This window comes from Sinomonas sp. G460-2, assembly GCF_047759905.1.
Classification (GTDB): Bacteria; Actinomycetota; Actinomycetes; order Actinomycetales; family Micrococcaceae; genus Sinomonas.
Genome location: NZ_JBKZWT010000103.1, coordinates 1 through 11,510, shown reverse-complemented (window position 1 = coordinate 11,510; position 11,510 = coordinate 1). Strand labels below are relative to the sequence as shown.

General features: G+C 69.7%; 14 protein-coding genes. 5 read left to right on the top strand and 9 right to left on the bottom strand.

The features are described from left to right. Together ACLN58_RS11455 and ACLN58_RS11450 are read right to left on the bottom strand one after the other, a co-directional pair. Nucleotides 1-240: anti-sigma factor family protein (locus ACLN58_RS11455; protein ID WP_415855385.1), on the bottom strand; the 240-nt coding region annotated here is incomplete at its 3' end. Then, nucleotides 237-743 carry a sigma-70 family RNA polymerase sigma factor gene (locus tag ACLN58_RS11450; RefSeq protein WP_415855386.1) on the bottom strand — a complete coding sequence of 169 codons (507 nt, stop codon included), beginning with the start codon at nucleotides 741-743 and terminating at the stop codon, nucleotides 237-239. The genes ACLN58_RS11455 and ACLN58_RS11450, both read right to left, overlap by 4 nt. 162 nt (nucleotides 744-905) lie before the next feature. Here ACLN58_RS11450 and ACLN58_RS11445 point away from each other — a divergent pair, with 162 nt between their 5' ends. Continuing rightward, the gene (locus ACLN58_RS11445) at nucleotides 906-1,508 is read left to right on the top strand and encodes a hypothetical protein (protein WP_415855384.1); all 603 of its coding nucleotides are present in this window, start codon (nucleotides 906-908) and stop codon (nucleotides 1,506-1,508) included. A gap of 120 nt (nucleotides 1,509-1,628) precedes the next feature. Further along, complete coding sequence (locus ACLN58_RS11440; RefSeq protein WP_415855383.1) at nucleotides 1,629-1,802, top strand: hypothetical protein; 174 nt, start codon at nucleotides 1,629-1,631, stop codon at nucleotides 1,800-1,802. A gap of 51 nt (nucleotides 1,803-1,853) precedes the next feature. Here ACLN58_RS11440 and ACLN58_RS11435 read toward each other — a convergent pair whose 3' ends face one another. The 7 genes from ACLN58_RS11435 to ACLN58_RS11405 all read right to left on the bottom strand — a co-directional run bounded on the left by ACLN58_RS11435 (nucleotide 1,854) and on the right by ACLN58_RS11405 (nucleotide 9,091). Next, entirely contained in the window at nucleotides 1,854-2,609 is a 756-nt protein-coding gene (locus ACLN58_RS11435) for a hypothetical protein (RefSeq protein WP_415855382.1), read from the bottom strand. 180 nt (nucleotides 2,610-2,789) lie between these two features. Next, nucleotides 2,790-3,233: a heat shock protein transcriptional repressor HspR gene (locus ACLN58_RS11430; RefSeq protein WP_415855381.1), complete on the bottom strand. Its 444-nt coding sequence runs from the start codon at nucleotides 3,231-3,233 to the stop codon at nucleotides 2,790-2,792. 3 nt (nucleotides 3,234-3,236) lie between these two features. Further along, nucleotides 3,237-4,214 carry a DnaJ C-terminal domain-containing protein gene (locus ACLN58_RS11425; RefSeq protein WP_415855380.1) on the bottom strand — a complete coding sequence of 326 codons (978 nt, stop codon included), beginning with the start codon at nucleotides 4,212-4,214 and terminating at the stop codon, nucleotides 3,237-3,239. Nucleotides 4,215-4,410: 196 nt separating this feature from the next. Beyond that, the gene (locus tag ACLN58_RS11420; RefSeq protein WP_415855379.1) at nucleotides 4,411-5,109 is read right to left on the bottom strand and encodes a nucleotide exchange factor GrpE; all 699 of its coding nucleotides are present in this window, start codon (nucleotides 5,107-5,109) and stop codon (nucleotides 4,411-4,413) included. Between the two features lie 4 nt (nucleotides 5,110-5,113). Next, on the bottom strand, nucleotides 5,114-6,994 hold the full coding sequence (dnaK, locus tag ACLN58_RS11415; RefSeq protein WP_415855378.1) for a molecular chaperone DnaK: 1,881 nt from the start codon (nucleotides 6,992-6,994) through the stop codon (nucleotides 5,114-5,116). A 183-nt stretch (nucleotides 6,995-7,177) separates the two neighbouring features. After that, complete coding sequence (locus tag ACLN58_RS11410; RefSeq protein WP_415855377.1) at nucleotides 7,178-8,620, bottom strand: MFS transporter; 1,443 nt, start codon at nucleotides 8,618-8,620, stop codon at nucleotides 7,178-7,180. 63 nt (nucleotides 8,621-8,683) lie between these two features. Next, on the bottom strand, nucleotides 8,684-9,091 hold the full coding sequence (locus ACLN58_RS11405; RefSeq protein ID WP_415855376.1) for a hypothetical protein: 408 nt from the start codon (nucleotides 9,089-9,091) through the stop codon (nucleotides 8,684-8,686). Between the two features lie 182 nt (nucleotides 9,092-9,273). Here ACLN58_RS11405 and ACLN58_RS11400 point away from each other — a divergent pair, with 182 nt between their 5' ends. The 3 genes from ACLN58_RS11400 (at nucleotide 9,274) to ACLN58_RS11390 (ending at nucleotide 11,378) form a co-directional block, all read left to right on the top strand. Next, nucleotides 9,274-10,095: a methyltransferase domain-containing protein gene (locus ACLN58_RS11400; protein WP_415855375.1), complete on the top strand. Its 822-nt coding sequence runs from the start codon at nucleotides 9,274-9,276 to the stop codon at nucleotides 10,093-10,095. Nucleotides 10,096-10,146: 51 nt separating this feature from the next. After that, nucleotides 10,147-10,767: a LysE family transporter gene (locus ACLN58_RS11395; RefSeq protein ID WP_415855374.1), complete on the top strand. Its 621-nt coding sequence runs from the start codon at nucleotides 10,147-10,149 to the stop codon at nucleotides 10,765-10,767. Between the two features lie 77 nt (nucleotides 10,768-10,844). Beyond that, nucleotides 10,845-11,378, top strand: a complete 534-nt coding sequence (locus ACLN58_RS11390; protein WP_415855373.1) for a low molecular weight protein-tyrosine-phosphatase — start codon at nucleotides 10,845-10,847, stop codon at nucleotides 11,376-11,378. Nucleotides 11,379-11,510 lie beyond the last annotated feature (132 nt).

Here is an 11,510-nt window from a genome sequence, read left to right as displayed (position 1 = left end):
GAGCAGCAGCCCGGGCACGGGTTCCGCCGTCGCGGCGAGCGGCGCCTCGACGAGTTCCGCAGCTCGCGCCGAGGGGACGACGTCGAGCATCGCGGGCAGCACCTCGAGTTCCTCGATCTCGGCGCGGCACTCGGGGCACGTGGCGACGTGTTCCTCGACAGCCCGCGCCTCGTCCGCGTCGAGGCCACCCAGAAGGTACGCGCCGAGGGAGAGACGAAGCTCGCTGTGGTCGAAATTCACCGTTCCACCCCCAGCTCGTCGAGCGCCACGCGGAGCGCCTTGAGCGCGTAGAAGCACCGCGACTTGACTGTCCCGGCGGGCACGCCGAGCTCGGCGGCGGCCTCCGCGACGCTGAGCCGCCGGTAATGCATCGCGACGAGGGCCTCCCGGTGCTCGTGCGTGAGGCGCATGAGGGCCTCCTCCATGACGACGCGGTCCAGGAGTTCGTCGATGCGCTCCGCGTCGAGCGCCGCGTCGAAGCCGTCCATGCCCGTGAGCGTCACCGTGTGCGGCCGCCGTGCCCGCTGCCGATGCTGGTCCACGATGAGGTTCCGCACGGTCCGATACAGGTACGCGCGCAGCCCGGCAGTCGCCTCGGGTGCGTGCCGCCAGACCCTGATGATCGCCTCCTGCACGATGTCCTCGGCCTGCTCGTCGCTGCCCACGGCGCCGCGCGCGAAGCGCCGCAGCGCCGCGCCGTGGTCGCGATAGATCGCCGCGACCGCATCCTCGTCCATCGACATGCTGTCTCCGAAGGCTGCCTCGTCCAAAAACTCCTCGCCATCAAGACGTCACGGGCGCCATAACGGTTCAAGGAACATTGTCCCGCCGGATGAACCGCAGGGCACCCCGCGGCGTCTCCATGGTCAGCGGCGAACTGCCGCCGAGAATCGGAAGGCGGAATCATGAACCAACGAGCAGCACTCGTCTGGGCCGCGCTCTCCGCGGCGTCTGCCCTGGCCCTCGCCGGGTGCGGAGCGAACGCAGGAAGCGGCTCCTCGTCGTCGTCCGCGCCGCCCGCGAGCTCGTCGGCGCCCAGCAGCCCCTCCTCGTCCTCGCCCGCGGGCGGCTCGGACAACCTCGGGTACGGCTACGGGGGCGGCTCGTCGCAGTCCGCGCCCGCCGCTGCCGGGCTCACGCTCAAGACGGCCACGGTCGCGGGCCACGTGATCGTGGTCGACGGCAAGGGCACCACGGTCTACGTCTACACGCGGGACAACCCGGGCACCACGACGAGCGCGTGCACGGGCGGCTGCGCGACGCTGTGGCCCGCCGTGACGAGCGACGCGACCCCCGCTCTGCAGGGAGTGACGGGAAAGATCGGCAGCATCAAGACGGCCAGCGGCAAGTCGCAGGTAACCATCAACGGCATGCCCATCTACTACTACTCGAAGGACACCGCCCCCGGGCAGACGAACGGCCAGGGCGTGGCGAGCGTGTGGTACGTCGTGGGCGCTGACGGGAACATGATCCAAGCTCCGCTCGCCGCAGCCGGGTCGGGGTACTGATCGGCCCACGTCCCCGCCTCGCGTTCGATCGCCCCGCTCGCGGGCGCTGGTCTTCCGGGCTCTGGCTCGGCTAGGCACCCGAGAGTAGATTCGGGATTGTCCCCGAAGCGAGGAGGAGTCATGTCAGGCTTCCGCAGCTACACGGAAGAGGAGAAGCACAGCTACGTCGCCCCGAGCTGCGAGCTCTGCGGCCAGCATCGGCACATCGTCTGGCGCGAGGAAAGCGGTCAGTGGATCCCGCGCGACCAAGGCTGCTCCAACGAGGCCTGCCCGCAGTTCCGGGCCGCGACCTGATCTTCAGATGAGCGCGGGCGCCCCCGAGGGGCGCCCGCGCTCTTGTGATGACTACTTGGCGGCGCCTTCGGCCTTCTCGGCGTGCGCGTGCGGCTCGTGCGCGTGCGGCTCGTTGCCGTTGGCGCTGGCCTCAGCGTGCGGCTCGTGGGACTCGGCGTCGTCGAGCTCCTCGAAGTCGTCGAAGTCGGCTTCGTCGTCCTCGTCGTCGTACGCGTCGTCGAAGCCGTCGTCGAGCAGCTCGGCCTCGGCGCGGCGCTCCTCGAGGTCCGGGATGAGGCCCACGCGTCGGGCGATCTCCTGCTCGATGGCGTCGTCGTCGAGCGCGAGCAGGCCCTCCTGGCCCCGAAGCCAGGCCGCGTTGAGCGCCACGAGATCCTCGTCGTCGAGCGTCTCCTCGAAGCGCTCGTCGAGCGACTCGAGCGCCTTGACCGCCTCGGAGGGCTCGTCGTCGCCCTCGAGGTAGGCCTCGGCGTCCTCGTCGGTGAGGGCGTCGAACGCCGCGGAGGTCTCCTCGAAGAGCCCGAGGTGCTTCGTCGCGCCCATCTCGCGGAGGCCGTCGCGCACAAAATCGTCGATCTCCTCGCGCTCACCGGCGCTCACCACATACTGGGCGAACCCGCCGTCGAGCGCCTCCGTGAGGTAGAAGTCCACGTAGTAGCTGCGCAGCGCGTTGGTGGCGATCTCCTCCTCGCCGAGGAGTTCGGAATACATCGCGTTGACCACATCGATGTTCGCGTCGACGACCTCTCCGTCCAGGCCCTCGAGGGCCTCGGCGGGCAGGACGACCGGGTGCTGGTTGGTGCTCATGAGGCTCCTCGCTCGGGTGGCCGGCTACGGTTTCGACCGTACGACGGCGGTACTTCCCGACCCGCAAGGCTCAGGTGAACGTTGGGCGAACCTTGCGCGGACTTACGGAGGTGCCCCCTCGTTGGGAGAAACGTGACCAATCGACGACCGGCCAGATCCCGCACAACGACCGGCCAGAACTCAGAACAGGCCCGGAGCCTGGCCCGGCCGCGGCCGCCACACGACGACGGCCTGCGAGCGCTGTTCGGGCCGCTGCCCACGGGTGAGGGTCACGACGTCGCCGCCGATCCCGGCCGCGAACACGCGGCGGGGGTCCCCGGCGCCGCGCCGCGCCGCGACGACCTCCTGCTCGAGCTCCACGACGCGCGAACGCAACGCGGCCACCTGGTTCTCGAGCTCGAGGATCCGCCGGATGCCTTCGAGCGAAACGCCGTCCTTCGAGAGGCGCTGCACCTCGCGCAGGAGCTCGACGTCGTGCTGCGAATAGCGCCGCTGGCGGCCCGACTGCCGCGTGGGCGAGACAAGGCCCAATCGGTCGTACTGGCGGAGGGTCTGAGGGTGCATCTCGGCCAACTCCGCCGCTACGGAGATCACGAAGATCGGAGCGTACGGATCAATGGCCATGGCCTACAGCCTCGCTTTGGCGGCGAGCCCCGCGCGGGGGTTGGATTCGGAGTTCTTCGCCGTGGCCTCCGCGAACGCCCGCACGGCGTCCTCGGCTTCCTTCGAGAGGTTCTGCGGCACCACGACGTCGATCGTGACGAGGAGATCGCCGGTGCCCTTGGACGTCTTGACGCCTTGGCCCTTGACGCGCAGTGTGCGGCCCGAGTTCGAGCCGGCGGGAATCTTCATGCGGACCGCGTGGCCGTCGAGCGTGGGGACCTCGATCTGCGCGCCGAGCGCCGCCTCGTCGAAGCTCACGGGCACGTGGATGCGGATGTTGTCGTCGTCGCGCGTGAAGAACTCGTGGAGCGTCACGTGGACCGTGACGATGAGGTCGCCGGGGCCGGCCGAGCCCGGCCCGCCCTTGCCGCGCACACGGACCTTCTGCCCGTCGCGGATCCCCGCCGGGATGCGCACGTCGATGACGTCGCCGTTCTGCTCGCGGAGGCCCACGGTCGTTCCACGGATCGAGCCCGCGAAGGAGATCGTCGTGGAGGCCTCGCGGTCGGCGCCCTTCTGCTGGGGCGCCTGGAAGCCGCCGCCCGAGCCGAAGCCCCCGAACAGGTCAGCGAATTCGGGCGGGAGGTTGCTCGAGCCGAAGCCGCGGGAATGCCGGCCGGCGCCGCCACCGAACAGGCCGCCGAAAAGGTCCTCGAAGCCCGCGGTGCCCGCGCCTCCGCCGGGGCCGCCAGCGGAGAAGCGCGCGCCTCCCATGGCCCGGATCGCGTCGTACTGCTGCCGCTGCTCGGCGTCGCTCAGCACCGAGTTCGCCTCGGTGATGTCCTTGAACTTCTTCTCGGCCTCGTTGTCCCCGGGGTTCTGGTCCGGGTGGTACTTCCGCGCGAGCTTCCTGTACGCCTTCTTGATGTCCGCATCGGAGGCATCCTTGGGCACGCCGAGAATGGAGTAGAAGTCCTTCTCCACCCAGTCCTGACTGGCCACAAGGGCCTCCCTTCACTGCTTCAAAAACTAACGTTACGCCGGTGCCGTATAGGAGACGGCTCGACGAAGCCGGACCGGGAATAGGGGCCCGGGAGTGGCATTGGGCCTGCCGAAGCGCGATGGCTTTGCATCGCAGATGCAAAGCCATCGCGCGAAGGGGCGGGGCCCCTATTCCCGTCCGGCGTCCCAGCCCAAGCTACGGGACCGCGACGATGACCTGCGCCGCGCGCAGGACGCGCGCCTGGGTCCGGTACCCCGAACGCAGGACCTGAACCACCGTGTCGACCTCGATGCCCTCGCCCGGCTGCTGGATGAGCGCCTCGTGGATGTTCGGGTCGAACTCCACGCCGGTCGCGTCGATGCGCTCGAGGCCGTGGCTCGTGAGGATCCCCTCGAGCTTGGCCGCGATGGACGCGAACGGACCGTCGGCCAGATCGCCGTGGGCGCGGGCCGCGTCGATGTCATCGAGCACCGGCAGCAGCGAGGAGAGGACGCCCATGACGGCCACCTCGCCCGCGACCGCACGGTCCCGGTCCACGCGCTTGCGGTAGTTGATGTACTCGGCCTGGAGCCGCTGGAGGTCCAGACGAAGCTCGGCGGCCTCGTTCTGGACATCCGCCGCCTCGCTCAAGATCCGTTCGGCCTGCGCGAGGACGTCCTCGGCGTCGTGCGCCTCGTCCACGGGGCGGAGCTCCTCGTGCTCGGGGTGCTTCGATCCCGCGTCGCCGGAGGCCCCGCCCGCGGCACCGGCCTCGGGCTTCTGGCCTGCCGGCCCCGCGTCGGGCTGCCGCACGTTTCCTGTGCTCGGATCAACCTTGCGGTTGTCCCGAATCACGGGCTTCTGCGGCTCGCCCCGGACCTCGTGCTCTTCCTCGTTGCCGTGGTGGGGAGCCATCGCGTTACTTCTTCTTCTCGTCTTCGTCGATGATCTCGGCGTCGACGATGTCCTCGTCCTTGTGGCCAGCCGAGGCACCGCTCGCGCCGCCAGCCGCGCCCGAAGCCGTGTGTGCGCCGTCGGAGGCCGCGGCACCCTGCTGCGCGTAGATGGCCTCGCCGATCTTGGACTGCGACTTCTGGAGCTTCTCGAACGCGGTCTTCACGGCCTCGTCGTCGGTGCCCTCGAGCGCCTTCTTGAGGGCGTCGACGTCGGCCTGGACCTCGGTCTTGACCTCCTCGGGCAGCTTGTCCTTGTTGTCGGCGATGAGCTTGTCCACGGAGTACGCGAGCTGCTCGGCAGTGTTGCGCGTGTCGGCTGCCTCGCGGCGCTTCTTGTCCTCGGCCGCGTGAGCCTCGGCGTCGGCGACCATGCGCTCGATGTCGTCCTTGGACAGCGCGGTGCCGCCCGTGATCGTCATCGACTGCTCCTTGCCGGTGCCCTTGTCCTTCGCGGAGACGTGGACGATCCCGTTCGCGTCGAGGTCGAACGTGACCTCGATCTGCGGGATGCCGCGGGGGGCCGGGGCGATGCCCGTCAGCTCGAATGTGCCGAGCGGCTTGTTGTCGCGGGTGAACTCGCGCTCGCCCTGGAACACCTGGATCGAGACGGACGGCTGGTTGTCATCCGCGGTCGTGAACGTCTCGGAGCGCTTTGTCGGGATGGCCGTGTTGCGCTCGATGAGCTTCGTCATGACGCCGCCCTTGGTCTCGATACCGAGCGAAAGCGGGGTCACGTCGATGAGCAGCACGTCCTTGCGCTCGCCCTTGAGGACGCCAGCCTGGAGAGCCGCGCCCACGGCGACGACCTCGTCCGGGTTCACGCCCTTGTTCGGCTCCTTGCCGCCCGTGAGCTCCTTCACGAGGTCGGAGACGGCGGGCATGCGGGTCGAGCCGCCCACGAGCACCACGTGGTTGATGTCCGAGACCTTGATGCCGGCCTCGGCGATGACGTCGTGGAAGGGCTTCTTGGTGCGGTCCAGGAGGTCCTTCGTGAGGTCCTGGAGCTTCGCGCGGGTGAGCGACTCGTCGAGGTGAACCGGGCCGTCGGGGGTGACCGAGAGGTACTGGAGCGAGATGTTGGTGCTCGTCGAGGACGAGAGCTCCTTCTTGGCCTGCTCCGAGGCCTCGCGGAGGCGCTGGAGGGCGATGCGGTCCTTCGAGAGGTCGATGCCCTTGAGCTTGAGCTGGCCGAGCAGGTACTCGACGATGCGCTGGTCCCAGTCGTCGCCGCCGAGGCGGTTGTCGCCGGCGGTCGCGCGGACCTGGATCGTGGAGAAGCCGTCGTCGTCCTTGCCGACCTCGAGGAGGGACACGTCGAACGTGCCGCCGCCGAGGTCGAAGACGAGGATGAGCTCGTCTTCCTTGCCCTTGTCGAGGCCGTACGCGAGCGCGGCCGCGGTGGGCTCGTTGATGATGCGGAGCACGTTGAGGCCCGCGATCTCGCCGGCCTCCTTCGTGGCCTGGCGCTCGGCGTCGTTGAAGTAGGCCGGGACAGTGACGACCGCGTCGGTGACCTTCTCGCCCAAGTACGACTCGGCGTCGTTCTTGAGCTTCATGAGGATGCGGGCCGAGATCTCCTGCGGCGTGTACTTCTTGTCATCGATGTTGATCGTCCAGTCGGTGCCCATGTGGCGCTTGACGGAGGCGATGGTGCGCTCGATGTTGTTGACGGCCTGGCGCTTCGCAATCTCGCCCACCAGGACTTCGCCGGTCTTGGAGAACGCGACGACGGACGGCGTGGTGCGGCCGCCCTCGGCGTTCGCGATGACCGTCGGCTCGCCGCCCTCGAGGACGGACACGACGGAGTTGGTGGTGCCCAGGTCGATGCCGACTGCACGGGACATAGTTCCTCCTGCTGATTGGTCTTGCCGTGAGAGGCCCACCTGCCGCCGGGCTCACAGTGCTCGCGGTCAAGTTGAGCGATCTGCACTCAAGTCTACGCAGGGGCTCACGGGTGTCAAATTGACTTGAGTCGAGTGCACTCAAGTTTGGCTCGGCCTGCGGCGCGGACGACGGCGCCCGGCGGCTCAGCGGCGGCCGCTCACCTCGGTCCCGGCGTGGCGCGGGAGCAGGAGGCTGTCCGCGACGCTCACGAGCATGAGCCCCGCGATCGCGAAGAACGCGACGCGGTACGGCGCCGCATGCTCGGCCCCCGCGGAGCCGAACGCGATCCCGGCCCGGACCAGGAGCGCCCCGACGGCCACGCCGAGCGCCGCGGCGAGCTGCACGAGCGTGTTCGCGATCGCGTTCGCGCTCGGCAGCTGGATCGCGGAGACGTCGGCGTACTGGACGTTCATGTACGCCGAGAACCCGATCGAACGGAACGCGCCCGAGACGAGCAGGAGCGCGGCGATGAGCACGTCCGGGACCGCCGGGGTGAGCAGCGCGCACCCCGCGAACGTCACCGCCGAGACGGTCGCCGCGACGACGAGCACGGGCTTGAAGCCGAAACGCCGGATGAGCGGGGAGGTGGCCGGCTTGATTCCGATGTTGCCCACGAACACCGCAGCGACGAGGAGGCCCGAGTGAACGGGATCCCAGCCGAAGCCATCCTGGAACAGGAGCGGCAGGAGGAACGGGACGGCCATGATCGTGAGCCGGTAGACGAAGCCGCCGGTCTGGGTCGCGCGGAACGTCCGGACCCCGAGCACGCGGAAGTCGAAGAGCGGTCGTCTGGCACGGCGCATCCACCAGACCGCCGCGACGAGTGCCGCGGCACCCACGGCGAGCCCCGCCGTCGCCCATCCCGCGGGGCGCCCCTCGCTCAGGAGCTCGAGCCCCACGACGATCGCGGCGACGCCCGCCGTCGTCAGCGCGAGGCCGGGCCAGTCGAGGCGACGGTCGCGGTCCCCTCCCACGCTCGGGACGAGCCGGAGGGCGGCGAGGAACGCGGCGAGGCCGAGCGGGAGGTTGACGAGGAAGATCCAGTGCCACGAGAGGTACTGGGTCAGCGCGCCGCCCACGAGGGGCGCGAGCACGGGCGCGAGGAGCCCGGGCCACACGAGGTATGCGGTCGCCTTCAGGAGCTGGTCCTTGGGGGTGCCGCGCAGCACGACGAGCGAGCCGACCGGCACCATCATGGCGCCGCCGAAGCCCTGGACCGCGCGGAACGCCGTGAGCGCGCCGAGGTTGGGGCTCAGCGCGCACAGGAGCGAGGCGAGCGTGAAGACCGCGATCGCGGTGCAGAACACGCGCCGGGGCCCGAAGCGTTCGGCGAGCCACGAGCTGAACGGGATGCCCATCGCGACCGCGACGAGATAGGCCGTCATGGCGACGTTGACGTCGGCCGGGACCACGCGGAAGTCGGCGCCGATCGCGGGCAGCGCCGTCGAGAGCGCCGTGCCGTCGAGGAACTCCATGAAGTACGTCGCGGCGACGAGCAGCGCGAGCCGCGGGCTCCACGGCGCGGCGGTGCTTTCCGCGGCGGGGGCGGACTGCGGAGAGGGCTCGGCTGGCGCGGGCGGGGTCATCATCTCAGCGTATCGGCGCGACCGCACGGCGCGTCGGGGCGTCCGCCTGCCGAGAAACGGGCGTCAGTACGACGGAAAGATTGTGGCCGCCTGCGCGAAGGCCTGCGTGCCGGTCGCCGCCGAGAGAGCGATCATGCCGACGATGAAGAGCGCCGAGACGACCGCCCAGCCGACCGTGAACCAGCCGAGGATCTTGAGGTCCGCCTTCGAGACGGGGGCCACGTCGTCGCGGACGTCCTGAAGCTGCTGGGAGAGGCGCTCGAGCGGGGTCGGGGCGGCCGCGAGGAGCGCGTTCGAGGCGGAGTCAACCGTCCCGTCATGCAGGACGGCGACCATGCGGCGGTTGCGGCGATCGTGCACGAGGTGGTGGATGTGCGCGCCGTGGCGGGCCAGGAGGATGTCTTCGCCGAGGTGCATCGAGCGCCGGCCGAGGAAGCGGGAGCGGGTGCGGCTCTGATCCAGGAGGGACATGGGGTGGTGCTCCTTTCGCTGTCCGGGGCGTCGTTGCCCGCAGTGGAATCCGTGGTTTGTCGCAACAAGCCTATGGCGGTATTCTGGGCGGTTTCGCCGAGATACCGGTTTTCGTAGCCAAGCTCACAGGGCCCTGTCGCGCCTATCACCAAGCGTGCACGGCCGGCGCGTAACGTTGTTCCATGGACGGCCAGCAGAGCACTCCCGACGACGTCTACACCCACGGCCACCACGAGAGCGTCGTGCGGGCCCACGCCGCGAGAACGGCCCAGAACTCCGCAGCCTTCGTCCTTCCGCACCTCGCACCGGGCTCCCGTGTGCTCGACGTCGGGTGCGGGCCGGGGAGCATCACGTGCGACTTCGCGGCGCTCACCGCGCCCGGCCAGGTGGTGGGCCTCGACCGCTCCGAGGACATCGTCGCGCAGGCCCGAGCCCTCGCCGAGGAGCGCGGCGTCGAGAACGTGCGGTTCGTGACCGGCAACGTCTACGACCTCGATGTCGAGGACGAGGCGTTCGACGTGGTCCACGCACATCAGGTCCTCCAGCACCTCACGGACCCCGTCGCGGCCGTGCGCGAGATGCGCCGCGTCGCGAAGCCGGGCGGCATCATCGCCGTGCGGGACGCCGACTTCCACGGCATGAGCTGGTACCCCGAGATCCCCGAGCTCGACGAGTGGATGGACCTCTACCAGCGGATCGCGCGGCGCAACGGGGCCGAGCCCGACGCCGGGCGGCGGCTCGTGAGCTGGATGCAGGAGGCGGGCTTCACGGACGTGGCGCCGTCGAGCAGCAATTGGCTGTACGCGACGCCCCAGCAGCGCACGTGGCAGGCGCGCGTGTGGAGCGAGCGCGTCCTGCACTCTGCGTTTGCGGACCAGGCCGTCGGGTACGGTTTCGCGGAGCGCGCCGACCTCGAGCGGATCGCGTCCGGCTGGCACCGCTGGGGCTCGTCCGCGGACGGCTGGTTCCTCATCCCCAACGGCGAGGTGATCGGGCGGGCGTGAGGGATCACGGCCTCGACATTCTGTGGTGAGGGGCGGCCTTAATCTGAAGGGGTGCCACTTTCCCTCTGGGCCGCGCTTCTCGGCGCATGCCTCCTCATCAGCTTCACCCCCGGCGCGGGCGCCATCAACACGATGAGCAACTCGCTCAACGCGGGCTTCCGCCGCGCGATCTGGGGCGTGCTCGGTCAGCAGGCCGCCCTCGCGATCCACCTCGCGATCGTCGCGGCCGGACTTGGGGTGCTCGTGGCAAGCTCGCCCGTCGCCTTCAACGTGATCCGGTACCTCGGCGCCGCCTACCTCGCCTACCTCGGGGTCCGGCAGTTCATCCGGAAGCCCGACGCCTCCGAGGAGGCCACCGCGGCGCTCGTCAACGAGCCGGCCCGATCGATGTTCCAACGGGGGCTGTGGGTCAACCTGCTCAACCCGAAGGCGATCGTCTTCTTCCTCGCGTTCATCCCCGGCTTCGTCCAGCCCGGGCTCCCCCTGTGGAGCCAGTACCTGGTGATCGGCGCAACGATCGTGGGCGTCGACGTCGCGGTCATGTGGTTCTTCTTCGCGCTCGCGGCGAAGAGCTTCCAGCGCTTCACGCGTGATGAGGGCGGCCAACGCGTGCTCAACCGCATCTTCGGGGTGCTGTTCGTGGGCGTCGGGGCGCTCCTCGCAGTCATCTAGCGTCCTATAGCGGTCGTAAAGCGGTCGGATCGACCCCGGATTCCGGCTCAGCGAGGGCTGGACCCTATGCTTGTGCAATGAACTCGACGGCGAGCCCCTACCGGATCATCACGGTCTGCACCGGGAACATCTGCCGCTCACCCATGGCCGAGTTCATGCTCAACAACGCCCTGCGCCGCGCGGGCCTCGCCGACCGGGCGGAAGTCGATTCGGCGGGCACCACCAACTACGAGGTCGGACGGCCTCTTGATCCGCGCGCCGCGCGCGTCCTCGACGCCCATGGCGTGCCCGCGCGCCGGCACGTCGCGCGCAAATTCCGCCCCGAATGGTTCGTGGAAAGAGACCTCATCCTCGCGCTCGACGTGGACCATTACGGTCATCTCCGCGAGCTCGCCCCCGCCGGGACCGAGCACAAGGTGCGCATGCTGCGGGAGTTCGACCCCGCCGTCGCCCATCTGGACCACCTTGACCAGGGCATCGAGGACCCGTGGTTCGGCGACCAGAGCGACTTCGAGCTCGCATGGGAGCTCATCGACGCGGCCGTCCCCGGCATCGTCGAGCACGTCCGCGCCGAGCTCTCGCGGCGCCCGCCGGTTTACGCAGGGGCGTGACCCCGCCCCGCCCCGCGCGCCCGGCCGTCATTGCGATCGACGGCCGCTCGGGCGCGGGCAAGACCTCGCTCGCCGTCGAGCTCGCGGCGCAGCTCCGCGAGCACCGCTCGGTGACGCTCGTACATCTCGAGG

Excerpts from the sequence above, each read along its gene's own strand:
- ACLN58_RS11450 (WP_415855386.1), bottom strand. The coding sequence starts at position 743 with ATGTCGATGGACGAGGATGCGGTCGCGGCGATCTATCGCGACCACGGC.
- dnaK (WP_415855378.1), bottom strand. The coding sequence starts at position 6,994 with ATGTCCCGTGCAGTCGGCATCGACCTGGGCACCACCAACTCCGTCGTG.
- ACLN58_RS11390 (WP_415855373.1), top strand. The coding sequence starts at position 10,845 with ATGAACTCGACGGCGAGCCCCTACCGGATCATCACGGTCTGCACCGGG.
- ACLN58_RS11400 (WP_415855375.1), top strand. The coding sequence starts at position 9,274 with ATGGACGGCCAGCAGAGCACTCCCGACGACGTCTACACCCACGGCCAC.
- ACLN58_RS11420 (WP_415855379.1), bottom strand. The coding sequence starts at position 5,109 with ATGGCTCCCCACCACGGCAACGAGGAAGAGCACGAGGTCCGGGGCGAG.
- ACLN58_RS11405 (WP_415855376.1), bottom strand. The coding sequence starts at position 9,091 with ATGTCCCTCCTGGATCAGAGCCGCACCCGCTCCCGCTTCCTCGGCCGG.
- ACLN58_RS11445 (WP_415855384.1), top strand. The coding sequence starts at position 906 with ATGAACCAACGAGCAGCACTCGTCTGGGCCGCGCTCTCCGCGGCGTCT.
- ACLN58_RS11430 (WP_415855381.1), bottom strand. The coding sequence starts at position 3,233 with ATGGCCATTGATCCGTACGCTCCGATCTTCGTGATCTCCGTAGCGGCG.
- ACLN58_RS11410 (WP_415855377.1), bottom strand. The coding sequence starts at position 8,620 with ATGACCCCGCCCGCGCCAGCCGAGCCCTCTCCGCAGTCCGCCCCCGCC.
- ACLN58_RS11440 (WP_415855383.1), top strand. The coding sequence starts at position 1,629 with ATGTCAGGCTTCCGCAGCTACACGGAAGAGGAGAAGCACAGCTACGTC.
- ACLN58_RS11435 (WP_415855382.1), bottom strand. The coding sequence starts at position 2,609 with ATGAGCACCAACCAGCACCCGGTCGTCCTGCCCGCCGAGGCCCTCGAG.